Below are 18466 nucleotides of genomic sequence, written 5' to 3' on the forward strand. Positions count from 1 at the left end.
TGTCGGTGGGGTCCGCCTGCTGCGGACCTGGCCTTGAGCCTAGGAAGGAGAACGTTGCTTCAGCGTTGCGGGATCTTGCGAGGCTCGGCCTCGGTGCCCCTCTGCTGCATTTCGGCGTCGATCCGCTTGAGCCGGGCCACGACGGATGCCCGTTTCGGCGACCGGGCCGGCAACAGTTCGAGGCAGGCCCGCCAGACCTCGCTGTCATAGGTGGCCTCGTCGGTGCGCGCGTACTCGAGCAGCAACTCGGCGGAGGCGTCGCTGAGCATGGCTTCGCGCAGTCTGGCCGAGACCTCGGTGCGGATCTCGATGATGCCGGGCGCGCTGGAACCGGGCAGCACCGGTCCGCGGTAGGCGCCCAGGGCGACCCGGTGCGCGCCCCGCTCGAGGAAGGCGAGCACCCGCTGGGCGTCGAGCTCGAGAGGGGTCTCGAGGCGGTAGGGGCGGGAGGCGATGCCGATCCGGGGGCTGGTCTGTTCCAGCACCTTCCGCAGCCGCACCATTTCGGCCCTGAGGTTGTCGACCCCGTTCGCCTGGTCGGTGAGCAGCAGCGACAACCGGTCGGCCGAGAGCCCGTCCCGGTTCCACGCCAGCAGGGTCAGAATTTCGGCGTGGCGCGGGCTGACCTCCCCGGCGCCGCCGTCGTTCTCCAGTTGACCGTGGTCCCGGCCGAGCACCTCCAACCGGGCCGGAGAGGTGCGCACCGGGGGTGCCGGCAGCGCCCGGCCGAAGAACCGCGCCACCGTGGGCGCCGCCGCGGAGGCGCTCAGGCGCTGGATGCGCAGTTCCGCCTCCATCGCGGCGACGGCCGCCTCCACCAGCGGGAGGGTCTGGGGGGCCACCGCCTCGGCTCCGCCGGTGATGTCGATGACGCCGAGGATGTCACCGGAGTCCGGGTCGTGGATGGGCACGGCGGTGCAGCTCCACGGATGCGCGAGGTGGTTGAAGTGCTCGGCGCGCTGGATCTGGATGCCGTGGTCGAGGGCCAGGGCCGTTCCCGGAACGCTCGTGCCGACCCGTCGCTCCGACCCGTCGGAGCCCTCGACGAACAGCATCCCCTCGGCACGCCGGCGCACCTCCCGGTCGCCGTCGATCCAGAGCAGCCGGCCGAATTCGTCCCCGATCGCCACGATCAGCCCGGAATCGAAGGAGTGACGGATCAGCAGGTTGTGAACCACGGCCAGAACGGACGCCAGGGCGTGCTGGTCTCGTTTGTCCCGCAGTTCGTCGAACGTGAGCTCCCGCTCCGGGGCGAGCCTCGACGGGTCGAGTCGCAGTGACAGGGACCGGTCCCAGGATTCCTGCACCAGCTTGCGCACACCCGGCCGCGCCACCTTGTCCAGGACCGCGGCCTCGTGCGCCCGCGCCAGCTTGACGAAGCTGCCCTCGCTCAGATCCGACGCAGAACCAACGGTCCACGGACTCGTCATGCAACCTTTGAACAACTGTGGTCAGGGGCGATCGGGATGTACCCGGATCAGACGTCAGTATAGGCGCAGCACCCGGTCAGGAGCCGATCTCCTGGTAGGCGGCGAACAACAGCGAGGCGTCGGGGCCTTCGAGCACGGTGGGCTTGCCGATGTCGTCCAGGACGATGAAACGCAGCATGCCGCTGCGCGTCTTCTTGTCGCGCTGCATGGTCGCGAGCAGGGTGCTCCACCGCCCGACCGGGTAGGTGGTCGGCAGGGTGAGCGATTCCAGGATGCTGCGGTGCCGGTCCACGGCCGCGTCCGACAGGCGCCCGCTCAGCCGGGCGACCTCGGCGGCGAACATCATGCCCACCGCGACGGCGGCACCGTGACGCCATCCGTAGCGTTCCGCGTGCTCGATCGCGTGACCGAGGGTGTGCCCGTAGTTCAGGATCTCCCGCAGTCCGGACTCCTTGAAGTCCTGCCCGACGACCTCGGCCTTCATCCCGATCGCAAGCTCGAGCACACGCCGGAACTGCGGCGTGGCCGGGTCGGTGACGGCCGCGACATCCGCTTCGACGATGTCGAGGATCTCGGGCAGCTGGATGAAGCCGGCCTTCACGATCTCGGCGAAGCCGGCCAGGATCTCGTTGCGCGGGAGGTCGGCCAGGGTGTCCAGGTCGCAGATCACGGCGGCCGGGGCGTAGAACGTGCCGACGAAGTTCTTGCCCTCGGCGGTGTTGATGCCGTTCTTGCCGCCGACGGCCGCGTCGACCATGGCGAGTACGCTTGTCGGGATCTGCACCAGGCGAACCCCGCGCAGCCAGGTGGCGGCCACGAAACCGGCCAGGTCGGTGACGGCGCCGCCGCCGAAGCCGATCACGGCGTCGGTCCGGCTGAAGTCGGCCTGGCCCATCACCTGCCAGCAGAATGCCGCCACCTCGACCCGCTTGGCGCCCTCCGCGTCGGGCACCTCCGCGATCAGCACCTCGTACCGGCCGAGCAGGCTCTCGCGCAGGGCGGCCGCGCGGGCACCGAGGTGGGAGGTGTGCACGATCAGCACCTTGGCCACCTTCGGGCCGAGCTGTTCCACGACCTCGTCCAGGAGGTTCCGGCCCACGAACACGGGGTAGCTGTCGACTCCGTTCACCGTGATCACAGTGGTGGCGGGCTCGACGCTTTCAGGGGAGGTGTTTTTTGATTCTGTATTTTCAGACACGATGGCTCCGGTCACGTTCTCGTTGTGGTCCAGGTCACGACGGCATCGGCAATGGCGTCCAACGGACGGTGCGATGTGTCGAAGCGGATGCTGGCCAGCGCCTCGTAGGTGGGGCGCCGCTGGTTGTAGATGCGTTTCCAATCGGCGATGCCGCCCCGCAGCAGGGGGCGTTTGCCGCCGCCGAGCCGTCTGCGCACGGCCTGGGCCGACACGCTCAGGTAGACGACGCTGCAGCGGGCCAGGTCCGCCTGCGTGTCGGGGTCGAGCACGGCTCCCCCGCCGAGGGACACGACGGCTTTCTCGGTCAGCGCCTGCGCCACCACCTCGCGTTCGAGGGCACGAAAGTGCTCCTCACCGTGCTGCTCGAAGATCTCCTTGATCGCACCGTGGTCCGCGACGACACGCGCGTCGGTGTCGACGAACGGCACGTCGAGGGTGCGGGCCACGAGACGGCCGATCCGGGTCTTCCCGGCGGCCATCGGACCGATGAACACGAGCGGGAACAGCGGTTTGGCTGGATGCTGCTGCTCCTGGTGCTGCTGCTCCTGGTGCTGCTGCTTCTGGTGCTGCTGCGTCGGCTTCGCTGCATCCCGCATTACTACAGGGAGGCGTCGCTGGACGCGCTCGTCTTGAGGTTCGCCGGGATGTGGGCCAGGTACGACTCCAGGTTGCGACGGGTTTCCTCGATCGAGTCCCCGCCGAATTTCTCCAGGACCGAGTTCGCGAGCACGAGAGCCACCATCGCCTCCGCCACCACGCCGGCCGCCGGGACAGCACAGACGTCGGAGCGCTGGTGGTGAGCGGGCGCCGCCTCACTCGTCGTCACATCCACCGTGCGGAGGGCCCGCGGGATGGTCGCGATGGGTTTCATGCCGGCCCGCACGCGCAGCACGGTCCCGGTGCTCATGCCGCCCTCGGTGCCGCCGGCCTTGTCGCTGACCCGCTGGATGCGGCCGTCGGACTGGACAAGCTCGTCGTGGGCGTCCGAGCCGCGCCTGGTCGTGGTGAGGAAGCCGTCGCCGACCTCGACACCCTTGATCGCCTGGATGCCCATCAGCGCGGCAGCCAGTTGCGAGTCGAGCCGGCGGTCCCAGTGCACGAAGGAGCCGAGCCCGGGAGGAAGGTTGTAGGCGAGCACCTCGACGACGCCGCCGAGGGTGTCGCCCTCCTTGTGCGCCAGGTCGACTTCGGCCACCATCCGGGCGGAGGTGGCCTCGTCGAAGCAGCGCAGCGGGTCATCATCGAGGGCGTCCACGTCTCCCGGAACGGGGAGCGGGGCGTCGTCCGGCACCCGCACCGGTCCGATGGACAGCGTGTGACTGACCAGGCCGATGCCCAGTTCCGACAGGAAAGAACGCGCGATCGCGCCGAGGGCGACGCGGGCGGCGGTCTCTCGGGCGCTGGCGCGCTCGAGCACAGGGCGGGCCTCGTCGAAACCGTACTTCTGCATGCCGGCGAGGTCGGCGTGACCGGGCCGGGGCCGGGTCAGGGGCGCGCCGCGGCCTCGACCGCTGGGCGTCTCCTTCGGAACGTCGGGGCTCATCACGTCGACCCACTTGGGCCATTCGGTGTTGCCGATGCGCAGGGCGACCGGTCCGCCCAGGGTGAGCCCGTAGCGCACACCACCGGAGATGTTGAGTTCGTCCTGCTCGAACTTCATCCGCGCGCCTCGGCCGTAGCCGAGTTTGCGGCGCGCGAGATCGAGGCGGATCGCATCAAGAGTGACCGGGATTCCAGCGGGCAAACCCTCGACAATGGCGATGAGTTCGGGGCCGTGGGACTCTCCGGCAGTGAGCCAACGAAGCATGCCCACTATCCTGTCACAGCCTGTCCGGTCAGGGCGCCGCGCATGGCCTGCAGCACGGCGTCCTCGCCGGGAAGCGGTTCGAACGGATCGCCCGAACGGAATATGCGCACCTGGATCAGGGCCTGGTGCAGCAGCATCCCCTGCCCGGATGACACGCTGCCTCCCGCAAAGGCCCACGACCGGGCAAGTTCGCTCGGCCACGGCGAGTAGCTCACATCGAAGAGCGGCGCCCGGCGGCGCAGGTCGGCGGGGAATTCGCCGCCGAGGGCGGTCCCGCCCGGAAGGGTGCTGATCACGAGTTCGCTGTGCCGGCTCGGATCGGCGAGATCCGCGAGCTCCCCGACGGTCACGACCACGCCGAGGCTGCGGCCCAGCTCGATCAGGTCGGCCGCCTTCGCCGGGGTTCGCACCAGGACGTCGACCGATTCGGCGCCCAGGTCCGCCGCCGCGACGAGAGCGGACGCCCCCGTGGCGCCGGCGCCGAGCACGGTCACGTGGTCGGCCCGACGCACCCCGGCTTCGGCCAGAGCGCGTACCAGGCCGGGGACATCCGTGTTGAAACCCTGCAGGGTCCGACGGCCGTCGGCCTGGCCGAACAGCACGGTGTTCACCGAACCGGTCTGGGCTGCCACCCGGTCGACGCCGTCCAGGAGCGGGAGGATCTCGTGCTTGAGGGGCATGGTGAGGGAGAGGCCCAGCCAGTCGGCGTCCAGCGAGCCGACGAAGGAGGCCAGCCCGTCGGCGGTGACCTCGACCGTGTTGTATCTCCAGTCCAGCATGAGCGCCCGGTAGGCGGCCCGGTGCAGCGCCGGTGACAACGAGTGCGCGATCGGCGACCCCAGCACCGCGAGGCGCCGGGGGGCAACGGATGCCGCGTGCCTAGCCATATTCGGGGTGCTCGTCCATCCAGGCCAGCCACTTGGCGACCGCCGCGTCATGCTCCGCCGCCGTGGCGGAGAAGATCGTTTCGCCGGTGTCGAGGTTCCAGGTCACGAAGTAGAGCCAGGGGCCGTCGGCCGGGTGCACGGCGGCGTCGATCGCGGCGTCGCCCGGGTTGGAGATCGGCCCGATCGGCAGGCCGGGGTGCTGGTAGGTGTTGTAGGGGTTGGCGGGGTCGCCCCGCTCGGCGTCCGTCGTGGTCACGCGGTGGGTCTCCCCGGTGCCGTAGGCGACGGTGGCGTCGGACTGGAGCAGCCCGGTTTCCCACTGCGCCGGGTCGAGCCGGTTCAGGAACACCCGGGAGACCTTGTAGTAGTCCTCGGTCAGGCCGGCTTCGCGCTGGATCAGGGAGGCCAACACGATGGTCTTCCAGCGGTTCTCCGGAGCCACCCCGGCGTCGTCGAGGGCCTGGAACTGACGATCGACGAGGGTCTTGATCGCGTCCGCGGCCGACAGTTCGGGCGCGAAGGTGTAGGTGGCCGGGAACAGGAAGCCCTCGAGGGAGGTCGCCTCGGCCGGAAGCCCGTAGGCGACGACGTCCTTGGCGGCGGCCTTCAGGTCGGCCAGCGGGATGCTGGTGCCTTCGGAGACCAGCTGGAGCACGTCCACCGCGGCGGTGCCCTCGGGAATCACGACGGTTTGCTCGAGCTTGCTGGCGGGGTCGAGCAGCGCGTCGAGGGCCGCGCGGCCGCTCATCTTGCTGGCCAGCCGGTAGGCGCCGGGCTGGAACACCGGCGCGGGCGACTCCTTCAGGAGCAGGGAGTAGAAGGCCTCATAGCTCTTCACCACGTCCTGGTCGACGAGGGAGTCTGCCACGTCCTGCCCGGTTTCGCCGTCATGGATCATCACCACGACCTTCGAGGTGCCCTTCCCGGCGTAGTCTGCGGGCCCCTGCACGGCCGCGACGATCTTCGAGAGGGGTTCCTGCAGCAGCAGGACGCCGCCAGCCAGCAACGCGACCACGACCAGGGTGATGATCAGCCCGACCCAGGCGCCCCGCCGCCTCTTCTTCCGCGGCGGTTCGGTGCCGAGCTGGGTGCGCCGGCTGGAACGCGTGCCCGGCTGCTGCGATTCCCGCAGGGCCCGGCGCGACGGTACCGTCGGCGACGCGGATGCGTTCGCTCCCGGAACGGCGGGGTCGCGGGGCGCGCTGGCGCTGGTGTTCACGCCGCCGCTGCTGTTCACGCCGCCACTGAGCAGGGCGTCCCAGCCCGACGGCGTGACTTCGACCGGCACTCTGTCGGGATCAGCGGGGGGATTCGTCACTGTGGCGGCCCTTCGGTCGGAGCCACCGCCGAGCCGGGTGGCGTTCCCAGAGCACGTTCGGTGTCGAGGGCATGTTGAAGAATTATAGTGGCGGCGACCTGATCGACCACTGGGCGCTGGGTCCTGGCCTTGCGCCCGGCGGCGCGCAGCACCGACTGGGCGGCGACCGTGGACAGGCGCTCGTCGACCAGTCGCACCGGGATCGACAGGGTCCGGGCGAGCAACTCTGCGAAACCCACCGCGTCGTTGGTCGATGCTGTCCGGTTTCCGGACAGCGCCAGGGGCAGGCCGACCACGACCTCGATGGCGTCGAGCTCTGCCACCACGGCCGCGATCCGCACCACGTCCAGGCTGCCGGACTGGTCGCGACTCACGGTCTCGACCGGCGTCGCCAGCATGCCGTGCGGGTCGCTTCGGGCGAGCCCGATCCGCGCTGTCCCGACGTCGACTCCCACTCTCACGCCGTGACGCATGCTGCTCAGCCCGCTACGGCTGAGGTGACGGCTGCGAGGGCGTTCGGAATGGCCGCGACATCGGTGCCGCCGCCCTGGGCGAGGTCGTCCTTGCCGCCGCCGCCGCCGCCGAGGATCCCGGCGACCTGCTTGGCCAGCGCGCCGGCCCGGTGGCCGGACTCGCGCGCCGCGGCGTTGGTGGCCACGATAACGACCGGCTTCTCGCCGACCACCGCGGCGAGGGCGACGACGGCCGGGCCGCTTCCCAGCTGGGTGCGCGTGGCGGTCACCAGCATCCGCAGTTCGTCGGCGGAATTCAGCGTGCCGACGTTCTCGGCGACGACCTTGACCGAACCTGCCGTGGAGGCGGACGCGACGAGGGCCGGCACCTTGTCCGTGAGTGCACGGGCTTCGAAGGCCGCGATCTTCTTCTCGGCGGCCTTGAGGTTCTGCACGAGCTCGTTGATGCGTTCGGGCAGCTGATCCCGGGGGGTCTTCAGGTTCGCGGTCAGCTGGGAGACGAGGGCGCGTTCGGCGGCCAGGTCGCGGAAGGCCTCGAGGCCGACCAGCGATTCCACCCGGCGGTTCGTGGATCCGACGGAGCCCTCGCTGACGAGGCTGATCATTCCGATCTCCGCGCTGGAAGAGACGTGGGTTCCCGCGCACAGTTCACGTGACCAGGGGCCGCCGATGTCGACCACCCGCACGCGGTCGCCGTACTTTTCGCTGAACAGGGCCATGGCTCCGAGGGCCTTCGCCTCGGCCAGGGGAAGCTCGCGGGTCTGAACGGGCAGGTTGTCCCGGATGGCGTTGTTCGAGATCTCTTCGATCTCGCTGCGGGTCGCCGGGGACAGAGCCTGGTTCCAGGAGAAGTCGAGGCGGAAGAAACCGGCCTTGTTGTAGGAGCCGGACTGGTGCGCGTTCGGGCCGAGCACCTGGCGCAAGGCTGCGTGCAGCACGTGCGTGCCGGAGTGGGCCTGGCGCGCGCCGCGGCGCCAATCGGGGTCGACGACGCTGGTGGCCGCGTCTCCGACACCGACCTCGCCGGACCGGACCTGGACCTTGTGGCTGATGAGCCCCTTGACGGGCTTCTGCACGTCGAGGACCTCGAGCTCGTAGCCGGTTCCCACGATCAGGCCGGCGTCGGCCTCCTGGCCGCCGGACTCCGCGTAGAGCGCCGTCTCGGCCAGGATGACCTCGGCGATCTCACCGGAAACGGCGCGGTCGACGGACTGTCCGCTCACGATGATGCCGAGCACGCTGGATTCGGTCTGCAGGGCGTCGTAGCCGGTGAAGAGCGTCTCCCCCGCCGCGCGGAAGGCGCTGTAGACCGACAGGTCGGCGAGGTGCGTCTTCTTGGCCTTAGCGTCGGCTTTGGCCATTGCGCGCTGCTTGGCCATGAGGGCGTCGAAGGCGTCGCGGTTGACGCTGAGGCCGGCCTCCTCGGCCATCTCGAGGGTGATCTCGATCGGGAAGCCGTAGGTGTCGTGCAGGAGGAACGCGGTGTCGCCCGGGAGAACGACCTTCTCGGCCTTCTTGGTCTTCGCCACGGCGAGGTCCAGGACCGCACTGCCGCTGGCGAGGGTGCGGAGGAAGGTCTCCTCCTCCGCGTACGCCGCCTGGCTGATCCGGGAGTAGTCGGCCTTGACCTCGGGGTAGGCCCCGGCCATGGCGTCGCGTGAGGCCGGGAAGAGCTCGGGGAAGGTGGAGCCCTCCACGCCGAGGAGGCGCATGGCGCGGACGCTCCGGCGCATGAGGCGGCGCAGGATGTACCCGCGGCCCTCGTTGGACGGCATGACGCCGTCGCTCATCAGCATCAGGGACGACCGCACGTGGTCGGCGACGATGCGCATCCGCACGTCGTCATCGTGCACGGCGCCGTAACGGCGACCGGACAGCTCCGCGGCACGGTCGAGGACCGGACGCACCTGGTCGATCTCGTACATGTTCTCGACGCCCTGCTTGAGGAAGGCGACGCGTTCGAGGCCCATTCCGGTGTCGATGTTCTTCTTCGGCAGGTCGCCGAGGATGATGAAGTCGTTCTTGCCGGTGCCCTCGCCGCGCAGGTACTGCATGAAGACGAGATTCCAGATTTCGACGTAACGGTCGTCGTCGGTGGCCGGACCGCCGTCGATGCCGTAGGCGGGACCGCGGTCGAAGAAGATCTCGGAGCAGGGTCCGGCGGGGCCCGGCTGGCCGGTCGACCAGTAGTTGGTGTCCATGCCGAGGCGCTGGATCCGGTTCTCGGGCAGGCCGAGGGCGCGCCAGTAGCGGAAGGCCTCGTCGTCGTCTTCGTAGACCGTGACCCAGAGGTCTTTCTCCGCGAAGCCGTAGCCGCCGTCGGCCTCTGAGGTGGTGAGCAGCTCCCAGGCGTACCCGATGGCTTCTTCTTTGAAGTAGTCGCCGAATGAGAAGTTGCCGTTCATCTGGAAGAAGGTGCCGTGACGCGGCGTCTTGCCGACCTCTTCGATGTCATTGGTGCGAATGCACTTCTGCACGCTCGTCGCGCGCGGGTACGGGGCCGGTACGAGACCGGTCAGGTAGGGCACGAACGGAACCATGCCGGCCACCGTGAAGAGGAGTGTGGGGTCGTCGCTGACGAGCGAAGCGGAGGGGACAACGGTGTGTCCGCGATCGGCAAAGAAGTCGAGCCAGCGCCCGCGAATTTCAGCAGTCTGCATTAGTTCCGTAGTTCGTTGTAGCGGGAAAAAGATGGAAATTTACGGCTGGGTGAGCTTTTCGATCGAGTCGTCGGCTTCCGCAGCGATATCGCCGATGGCGTCCCGCAGTTCGGCCTCGCGTTTGCGGTAACCGTCCGAGATGGCCTCGCCGAATTCGCGGGCCTTGGTGTCGAGATCGGCAAAGAATTGCTTGCCCTGACGCGTCTTACCGCCCTCACGGGCGAGGAGCAGCCCCGTGGCCAGACCGACGACGAACCAGATGAAGTTCTTCATGACAATGCTCCCTGACGTGTGTGGAGACCCGGATCCGAGACTCGAACGGCTTCTTTCCAGAATAGCCGACTCCCTGCGCCGGACTACCGGCGCCGACGGGTGAGGGCCGGTCGGGCGGCCCCGAGGGCGGCGCGCACGCCGGCGGAGAAGCCCGCGAGCTTGACCAGCGGACCGCCGACGGTCGCGGCGACCAGGGCCACCATCGCGGAGACATTGCCCGTGACATCCGCCACATTCGACGTGATGGTGTCGACCCGGGCGAGCTGGGCGTTGGTCTCCTGCAGGGTCTTCGTCGATTCCTCGAGCAGCGGTGTCACGTTGTGGCTCAGGTCTCGGATGGCCAGGGTCGTCTCATCGAAGACGCGCCCGAGCTTGAACAGCGGGACGGACAGGAAGAGCACCAGGACGGCGAAGCCGCCCGCAAAAACCAGACCGACGATATCTGCACCAGACATTGACCAACCATCCATTCCTCGATCGGCATGCACCGACATTCGGCGTGCAGAAACGCAAAGAGCGGACCACCCCAAGGGTGATCCGCTCTCCAGCGTAGTTCAGAAGCGCTGCCTGACGGCGGCGCAGGTAAAAAAGAACCTAGCGGGCCGCGTAGTACTCGACGACGAGCTGGACTTCACAGGTCACCGGGATTTCGATGCGCTTGGGGCGGCGCACGAGGCGGGCCTGCAGCTTGTCGATCTCGACCTCGAGGTACGGCGGGAGCTTCGGGAGAACGTCGACGTGACCGCCGGCGGCTGCAACCTGGAACGGCTCCATGCCCTCGCTCTTGGGCTTGACGTGGATGAGCTGACCCGGCTTCACGCGGAAGGAGGGCCGGTCAACCAGCTGGCCGTCGATGAGGATGTGACGGTGCACGATCATCTGACGGGCCTGGGCGGTGGTGCGGGCGATGGCCGAACGCACGAGAAGAGCGTCGAGACGGGTCTCGAGAATCTCGACGAGGTTCTCACCGGTCAGTCCCTGGGCGCGGCGAGCTTCCTCGAAGGCGATCTTGAGCTGAGCCTCGCGGATGCCGTACTGGGCGCGTAAGCGCTGCTTTTCGCGAAGACGAACGGCGTAGTCGGAGTCGGTCTTGCGCTTGGTGCGACCGTGCTCCCCCGGTGCGTACGGACGCTTCTCGAGGTAGCGGGCGGCCTTCGGGGTCAGGGCGATGCCCAGGGCCCGCGACAGGCGGGTCTTACTGCGGGTGCGTGACTTGGTAGACACGGTGTCCTTTCGATGGAACTGCAAACAGGGGAAACCAGGGCGCGAGCCTGGTGTGCAAAAGCACAGACCGGCGTCATGGGAGTTCAGAGGGGTGGTTGCCACGGGACGCCCGGCTACAGAGCGAAACCCATCCAAATCTGGAGACGGACGCAGCCGCATGCCGTTCCAGTTGTAGGCCCGTTCAGGCTACCACATCGGCCCCGCTGCCCACTCCGTTGCCCGCCCCCTCCGCCCGACCCCGCCCGAACCAATTCGACGGAGATTCTGCTCTAAAACGGCTCATACCGACTGTTTCGGGCCGGTTTGGCCAAAATCTCCGTCGAATTCGTTCATCGGGCGGGGCACAGCGGAGCGGGGCGAGGGCGAGGGGCTGGGGGCTGGAGGCTGGAGGAGGCACGAGGGAGGAGGCACGAGGCACGAGGAACGAGGGAGGAGGCACGAGGGAGGAGGAGGGCTGCGGGCTGCTAGCGGGCGCGGATGATCTTGCGGAGCTTGGCGAGCCGGGCCGAGACCTCGCGCTCGTTGCCGTGCTCGGTGGGTTCGTAGTAGCGAGCGTCGGCGATCTCGTCCGGCGGGTACTGCTGGGCCAGCACGCCGAGGACGTCGTCGTGGGGGTACCGGTAGCCCCGGCCGTGACCGAGCCGTTTGGCGCCGGAATAGTGGGCGTCGCGCAAATGTTTGGGGACGCGGCCCGTCTTGCCGGCGCGAACATCCGCGATGGCCTTGTCCAACGCCATATAAGAGGCGTTGGATTTCGGCGCCGTGGCCAGGTGCACGACCGCCTGGGCCAGTGGGATGCGACCCTCCGGCATGCCGATGTACTGCACGGCGTCCGCGGCGGCGATGGCGATCAGGAGGGACTGCGGATCGGCCATGCCGATGTCTTCCGAGGCCAGGACGATGATGCGGCGGCAGATGAATCGCGGGTCTTCGCCGGACTCGATCATGCGCGCGAGGTAGTGCAGGGACGCGTCGACGTCGGATCCTCGAACAGACTTGATGAACGCGCTGATCACGTCGTAGTGCTCGTCGCCGTTGCGGTCGTAGCGAAGCAACGCCCGGTCCACGGCGAGGGCGACGATCTCGGTGGTGATGACCGGCCGCTCGTCCGCTCCCGGTTCGGATTCCGCCGGCCTGACCGCCGACGCCGCCGACACGGATGCGGCCTCCAGCGCCGTGAGCGCCCGGCGGGCGTCCCCCGACGCGAGCCGGATGATCGCCGCCCGGGCCTCGGGGTCGAGAACGAACCGGTCCGCCAGACCGCGCGGCTCGACCACGGCACGGTCGACGACGATGCCGAGGTCGTCGTCGCTGAGGGTCTCGAGGGTCAGGAGCAGGGACCGTGACAGCAGCGGAGAGATGACCGAGAACGACGGGTTCTCGGTGGTCGCGGCCACCAGGATGATGATCCCGTTCTCCACACCCGGGAGCAGGGCATCCTGCTGGGCCTTGCTGAAACGGTGGATCTCGTCCAGGAAAAGTACCGTGGAGAGCCCGTAGAGGTCACGACTCGTGCGCGCCTCCTCCATCACCTGGCGCACGTCACGCACGCCGGCCGAGACAGCGGACAACTCCACGAACCGACGACCGGAGCTGTGTGCGATGGCCTGGGCGAGCGTGGTCTTGCCTGTGCCGGGCGGGCCCCAGAGGATGACGGAGACGGCGCCCTGCTCCCCCGTCTTGTCGCTCGCCAGGCTCACCAGCGGCGAGCCGGGAGTCAGCAGGTGCTTCTGGCCGGCGACCTCGTCGAGACTCTTCGGGCGCATCCGCACGGCGAGCGGTGTGGCACCGCTGCGTAGTCCCGGTTGAACATCAGCCATAGGTCCAGCGTAGTTTGTGCCGGTGACCGGGCGAACAGTGCCGGGCGACGGGCCCGCGACCCTGTTTGTCTGGATTCACTCGGTTGCGTAGAGTTCAACGTGGTTCGGGCGTCAATCGCGCCGGGCCGTCCCTGCGTGATCTGGCCGTGCGCGGCCCCCTGGAGGATACGACGTGGTAGTGAACAAGAAACAAGACCGCGAAGCCCGCGAGGCGCGTGTGCGGGTTCGTGCCTTCCAGGCCCGGCGGGCGGTGCACGAGCACCAGCAGAAGCGTCGGTTGCGGGACAACATCTTTGCCGGTATAGCGGTGACGGCCGTGCTCGCCCTCGCCGTGGGCGCGCAGTTGGCCTTCTTCAGCGGCGGCTCCGGGAAGGTCGCGCCCTCCACGTCGGCCACCCCGACCCCGTCGGCGAGTGAGACGGCGCCGGCCGGCGCGAACTCGGGCGATGTCCCGCCCACGACCCTGGCCGAGGGCCGCACCTGGACCGGCACGATGGCCCTGAACGGCATTCCACTGGAGATCGAACTGGACGGCGCCGCCGCACCGCAGGCCGTGTCGTCCACGATCAGTCTGATCAATTCGGGGTTCTACCAGGACCTGACCTGTCACCGTCTGACCACCGGCGGATTCTTCGTGCTGCAGTGCGGCGACCCCGAAGGCACCGGTGCCGGCGGGCCCGGTTACAGCTATGGCCCGGTCGAGAACGCCCCCGCGGACAACGTGTACCCGGCCGGCACCCTCGCCATGGCCCGACAGGGCGGCAACGCCTACAGCATGGGCAGCCAGTTCTTCATCGTCTACGACGACACCACCATCCCCGCCGACGCGGTCGGCGGCTACACGGTGCTGGGCAAGGTCACCGGCGGACTTGACCAGATCAAGGCGCAGATCACGGATGCCGGCGTCACCGGCGGCTCCGCGGACGGCGCTCCCGCGGTGCCGACGACGATCACACAGGTATCAGTTCAGTAGAATCACCTAAACCATGCGCGGGCTTGCAATAGGCTTGACGCAGTATTGGCTCTAGACGCAGTATCGGCTCCCTCGTGAGCGCCCGACGACATCATTAAGGTGAGGCTCTTGACTACGACAGATCAGCAACCATGGGGTCGCGTAGACGAATCCGGCACGGTTTACGTGCGCGAAGCGACAGGTGAACGCGCCGTGGGACAGTATCCCGACGCGACGCCGGAAGAGGCGCTGGCCTACTTCGAACGCAAATACGTTGAACTCAACGGACAGGTCACGCTCCTGGAACAGCGTGCAAAGGGTGGCGCGCCCGCGGCCGACATCGCGAAGTCCGTCGCTCACCTGACCGAGACGGTAGCCAACGCCAACGCGGTCGGCAACCTGGCCGCACTGGCAGCCCGCCTGGGCGCCCTGGGCGGCGCCGTGAGCGAGCTCACGGAGCAGCAGAGCGCCGAGTCGAAGGCCGCTGCTGTCGCCGCCATCGCCGAGCGCGCCGCCATCGTCGCCGAAGCAGAGGCCCTCGCGGCCGAAGACCCGGCCAAGACGCAGTGGAAGCAGACCAGTGCTGCCCTCGAGGCGCTCTTCGCCAAGTGGCAGGCTCACCAGCACGACGCCCCCCGCATCCCCAAGGGTGAGGCCAACGACCTGTGGAAGCGATTCCGGGCCGCCCGCACCACGATCGAACAGAACCGCAAGGCGTTCTTCGCCGAGTTGGACAGCGCCCACAAGGACGTCCGCAACCGCAAGCAGCACCTGATCGAGCAGGCCGAAGCCCTCGCGCCGAAGGGCGCGGACGGCATCCCGGCCTACCGCAACCTTCTCGACGAGTGGAAGCTGGCCGGCCGCAGCGGCAAAAAGCAGGATGACGCCATGTGGGCGAAGTTCAAGGCCGCCGGTGACGTGTTGTACTCCGTGAAGTCGGAAATCGACGCGCAGGACAACGAGGAGTTCGCCGGAAACCTGGAGCAGAAGCTCGAATTGCTCACCGAAGCCGAACTGCTCCTGACCGAAACGGACCGCACGAAGGCCCGCACGACCCTCAGCGCGATCCAGCGCCGGTGGGATGCGATCGGCAAGGTTCCGCGCGACTCCGTCAAGCTGGTCGAAGACCGCATGCGCAAGGTCGAGGCCGCCGTTCGCAAGCTCGACGACGACCACTGGAAGCGCAACAACCCGGAGACCAAGGCACGTGCCGAGGGCATGGCCGGTCAGTTGCACGACGCCATCGCCAAGCTCGAGGCCGAGCTCGCGACGGCCCAGGACAGCAAGGACGCTCGCGCGATCGCCGAGGCGACCGAGGCCCTGGAGACCCGCAAGGCGTGGTTGAAGGCCATCGGCCAGTAACGCGCCCCGGCTCGAACCGGGTTCGTCAACAGAAGTGAGAACGGGGATCTGTCCACAGATCCCCGTTCTTCTTGTATCCGGCCCGCGACCGGACCGCACGCTGGTCCGATGAGCTTCAGATTGCAGCCGGTGCTTTCCGCCCGGGACCTTCCACTCGCTGAACTGTGCTGCGCGCGCCTCGACGGGGAGGTGTTCAAGCTGGGCGATTTCTGGTGCCCGGTCGACGAGCCGGGCGACGCCCCGAGCCGGGCTCGCGCGGCGGGCCTCCTCGTGTCTCCACGGGCGATCGCGGAGCGGCTGACCGCCGCGTGGATCTACGGCCTCACCCCGGAGCCGCGACAGCACCAGTTCTGCGTCCACACGGCCGCCCGGATGCATCTGGCTCCCTCACCGAGGCTGCGGATCCGCGAGGTCAGCTGCAGCCCGGACCAGGTGCAGACGATTTCCGGCCTGCGGGTCACTCGCCCCCTCCGGACCGTCGTGGACCTGGCGCGGTGGAACCTGGACCCGGATGCCGATGGGGATTCGCTGCGGGCGTGCGCCCTGCCGCCACTGATCGCCGCGCTCCTGCGATTCGCCGGCCACAGCAGCGCCGATCCGGCCCGCCGGCTCTGCGCCGGCCCCAACGTGCCGTACAAGGCCCAGGCCCTGGCCCGCCTCGACGAGGCGCAGGTCCTACTGGACACCCTGCCGGCTGAGCCTACGTTGTCGGTTCAGCCGACGCTGCCGGTTTAGCCGTCGTTGACGCGGTAGACGTCGTACACGGCGTCGATGCGCCGCACGGCGTTGAGCACCCGGTCGAGGTGGGTGGTATCCCCCATCTCGAAAACGAACCGGCTGATCGCCAAGCGGTCGGTCGAGGTGTGAACCGTGGCGGAGAGGATGTTGACGTGGTGCTCGGACAGCACCCGGGTCACGTCCGACAGGAGTCCGGAGCGGTCCAGGGCCTCGATCTGGATCTGAACCAGGAAGAGGCTCTTGGAGGTCGGCGCCCAGTCCACGTCGATCATGCGCTCAGGTTCCTTGAGCAGGGACTGAACGTTGCGGCAGGTTGCCTGGTGCACCGAGACGCCGGCGCCGCGGGTGATGAATCCGACGACCTTGTCGCCCGGGACCGGGGTGCAACAGCGGGCGAGTTTGACCAGGATGTCCGGGGCTCCACGCACCAGGATGCCGGAATCGCTGTTCCGGAGCGTCTGCGTGCGCCCGTTCGGTGCGAACGGGAGATCGGTGGCATCGCTCTCCTCGACGCTTTGCAGCGTGGCGACGACCTTCTCCAACACGGACTGGGTGGACACGTGACCCTCGCCGACGGCGGCGTAGAGGGCGGAGACGTCCTCGTACTTCATCACCGCGGCCACCTCGGCGAAGGAGTCCTGGTTCATCAGCTTCTGCAGCGGCAGGTTCTGCTTGCGCATGGCGCGGGCGATGGCGTCGCGGCCCTGTTCGATCGCCTCGTCCCGGCGCTCCTTGGTGAACCACTGGCGGATCTTGTTGCGCGCCCGTGGGCTCTTGACGAAGTTGAGCCAGTCTTTGCTGGGCCCGGAGTCCGGATTCTTGGAGGTGAAGACCTCCACGACGTCGCCGGTGATCAGCGGGCTCTCGAGAGGCACGAGACGCCCGTTGACCTTGGCACCCATCGTGCGGTGGCCGACCTCGGTGTGCACGGCGTAGGCAAAGTCGACCGGGGTCGCATCGGCCGGCAGGCCGATGACGCGGCCCTTGGGTGTGAAGACGTAGACCTCTTTGGCACCGATTTCGTACCGGAGCGAATCGAGGAACTCCCCCGGGTCTGCCGTCTCGGCCTGCCAGTCAGAGATGTGCGCCAGCCAGGCCATGTCGGTGTCGCTCTGCGGGCCCGGCCCGGAGGTCTTGCCGGTGGTCTGCTCCTTGTACTTCCAGTGCGAGGCCACGCCGAATTCCGCGCGCTGGTGCATCTCCTGGGTGCGGATCTGGATTTCCACCGCGCGCCCGCTCGGCCCGAGGACGGTGGTGTGCAGCGACTGGTAGAGATTGAATTTGGGGGTGGCGATGTAATCCTTGAACCGGCCGGGCAGCGGGGTCCAGCGCGCGTGGATCGCCCCGAGCACCGCGTAGCAGTCGCGCACGGAATTGACCAGCACGCGGATGCCGACCAGGTCGTAGATCTCGTCGAACTCGCGCCCGCGCACGACCATCTTCTGGTAGATCGAGTAGTACTGCTTGGGCCGGCCGGCCACCTTGCCGCGAATCCGGGCCGCCTTGAGGTCGTCGACGATGGAGTCGATGACGTGCTGAACGAATTCCTCGCGCTGAGGGGTGCGCTGCTTGACCAGGCTGTCGATCTCTGCGTAGAGCTTGGGGTAGAGCACCGCGAACGAGAGGTCTTCCAGTTCCCACTTGATGGTCTGGATGCCCAGCCGGTGCGCGAGCGGGGCATAGATCTCAAGGGTCTCGGTGGCTTTACGCACGGCTGACTCCGCCGGCACGAAGCCCCAGGTGCGGGCGTTGTGCAGCCGGTCCGCGAGCTTGATGATCAGCACCCGGATGTCTTTCGACATCGCCACGATCATTTTGCGCACGGTCTCGGCCTGCGTGCTGTCGCCGTACTTGACCTTGTCGAGCTTCGTCACCCCGTCGACGAGCATGGTGATCTCGTCGCCGAAATCGCTCCGCAGCTGATCGAGGGTGTACTCGGTGTCCTCCACGGTGTCGTGCAGGAGCGCGGCGGCCACCGTCTTGGGGCCGATGCCGAGGTCGGCGAGGATCTGCGACACCGCGACCGGGTGGGTGATGTACGGCTCACCGCTGCGCCGGAATTGCCCTTCGTGAGCCCGTTTCGCCGTGGTGTACGCGCGTTCGATGATCGACAGGTCGACCTTCGGGTGGTGCATCCGCACGGTCTTCAAGAGGGTGTCGACAGCTCCGACCGGCTGAGCCCGCGAAAAGATGCGCGGCACGAGGCGCCGGAGCGAGGCGGGCGGAACCGGAGCCGGGGAGGCAGGAGGAGACGTCAGATCGGTCATCCGTCACCTCCATCCCTCACAACAATTATGGCTGTTCGCCACCCGGGCCTGATACCA

Annotated in this window: 16 protein-coding genes; 3 read left to right on the top strand and 13 right to left on the bottom strand. The window is 68.2% G+C overall.

What is annotated here, in order from left to right:
- Positions 1–59: 59 nt before the first annotated feature.
- From E3T24_RS11720 to E3T24_RS11775, 12 genes are all read right to left on the bottom strand, one after another.
- Positions 60–1430, bottom strand: a complete 1371-nt coding sequence (locus E3T24_RS11720; RefSeq protein ID WP_134403136.1) for a transcriptional regulator — start codon at positions 1428–1430, stop codon at positions 60–62.
- A gap of 76 nt (positions 1431–1506) precedes the next feature.
- Positions 1507–2568, bottom strand: coding sequence for a 3-dehydroquinate synthase (gene aroB, locus E3T24_RS11725; RefSeq protein WP_241976169.1), 1062 nt, complete (start codon positions 2566–2568; stop codon positions 1507–1509).
- 71 nt (positions 2569–2639) lie between these two features.
- On the bottom strand, positions 2640–3224 hold the full coding sequence (locus E3T24_RS11730) for a shikimate kinase (protein ID WP_134434643.1): 585 nt from the start codon (positions 3222–3224) through the stop codon (positions 2640–2642).
- Between the two features lie 2 nt (positions 3225–3226).
- A complete protein-coding gene (aroC, locus tag E3T24_RS11735) occupies positions 3227–4435 on the bottom strand; it encodes a chorismate synthase (RefSeq protein WP_134366702.1) in 1209 nt (402 codons plus the stop codon).
- A gap of 5 nt (positions 4436–4440) precedes the next feature.
- The gene (locus E3T24_RS11740) at positions 4441–5322 is read right to left on the bottom strand and encodes a shikimate dehydrogenase (protein WP_134366703.1); all 882 of its coding nucleotides are present in this window, start codon (positions 5320–5322) and stop codon (positions 4441–4443) included.
- Positions 5315–6640: an endolytic transglycosylase MltG gene (gene mltG, locus E3T24_RS11745; RefSeq protein ID WP_134403138.1), complete on the bottom strand. Its 1326-nt coding sequence runs from the start codon at positions 6638–6640 to the stop codon at positions 5315–5317. Before mltG ends, E3T24_RS11740 begins: the two co-directional genes overlap by 8 nt.
- Positions 6637–7113, bottom strand: coding sequence for a Holliday junction resolvase RuvX (gene ruvX, locus E3T24_RS11750; protein WP_134366705.1), 477 nt, complete (start codon positions 7111–7113; stop codon positions 6637–6639). The genes mltG and ruvX overlap by 4 nt, the downstream gene beginning before the upstream one ends.
- Positions 7114–7118: 5 nt before the next feature.
- On the bottom strand, positions 7119–9773 hold the full coding sequence (gene alaS / locus E3T24_RS11755; RefSeq protein WP_134366706.1) for an alanine--tRNA ligase: 2655 nt from the start codon (positions 9771–9773) through the stop codon (positions 7119–7121).
- Positions 9774–9812: 39 nt separating this feature from the next.
- Positions 9813–10046, bottom strand: coding sequence for a hypothetical protein (locus E3T24_RS11760; RefSeq protein ID WP_134366707.1), 234 nt, complete (start codon positions 10044–10046; stop codon positions 9813–9815).
- Between the two features lie 83 nt (positions 10047–10129).
- Positions 10130–10501, bottom strand: a complete 372-nt coding sequence (locus E3T24_RS11765) for a DUF948 domain-containing protein (protein WP_134366708.1) — start codon at positions 10499–10501, stop codon at positions 10130–10132.
- A 139-nt stretch (positions 10502–10640) separates the two neighbouring features.
- On the bottom strand, positions 10641–11270 hold the full coding sequence (rpsD, locus tag E3T24_RS11770; RefSeq protein ID WP_134366709.1) for a 30S ribosomal protein S4: 630 nt from the start codon (positions 11268–11270) through the stop codon (positions 10641–10643).
- Between the two features lie 464 nt (positions 11271–11734).
- Positions 11735–13090 (bottom strand): replication-associated recombination protein A, encoded by a 1356-nt coding sequence (locus tag E3T24_RS11775; RefSeq protein WP_134366710.1) that lies wholly within the window; start codon positions 13088–13090, stop codon positions 11735–11737.
- Positions 13091–13262: 172 nt separating this feature from the next.
- Here E3T24_RS11775 and E3T24_RS11780 point away from each other — a divergent pair, with 172 nt between their 5' ends.
- The 3 genes from E3T24_RS11780 (at position 13263) to E3T24_RS11790 (ending at position 16139) form a co-directional block, all read left to right on the top strand.
- Entirely contained in the window at positions 13263–14063 is an 801-nt protein-coding gene (locus E3T24_RS11780; protein WP_134403139.1) for a peptidylprolyl isomerase, read from the top strand.
- 108 nt (positions 14064–14171) lie between these two features.
- Positions 14172–15404 carry a DUF349 domain-containing protein gene (locus E3T24_RS11785; protein ID WP_134366712.1) on the top strand — a complete coding sequence of 411 codons (1233 nt, stop codon included), beginning with the start codon at positions 14172–14174 and terminating at the stop codon, positions 15402–15404.
- Positions 15405–15512: 108 nt separating this feature from the next.
- A complete protein-coding gene (locus E3T24_RS11790; protein ID WP_134366713.1) occupies positions 15513–16139 on the top strand; it encodes a hypothetical protein in 627 nt (208 codons plus the stop codon).
- Here the strand turns inward: E3T24_RS11790 and E3T24_RS11795 are convergent.
- The gene (locus E3T24_RS11795; protein ID WP_134434644.1) at positions 16136–18409 is read right to left on the bottom strand and encodes a bifunctional (p)ppGpp synthetase/guanosine-3',5'-bis(diphosphate) 3'-pyrophosphohydrolase; all 2274 of its coding nucleotides are present in this window, start codon (positions 18407–18409) and stop codon (positions 16136–16138) included. The two genes, E3T24_RS11790 and E3T24_RS11795, sit on opposite strands and share 4 nt — an antisense overlap.
- Positions 18410–18466: the final 57 nt, after the last annotated feature.

The organism is Cryobacterium sp. TmT2-59 (assembly GCF_004403545.1).
Lineage (GTDB): Bacteria > Actinomycetota > Actinomycetes > Actinomycetales > Microbacteriaceae > Cryobacterium > Cryobacterium shii.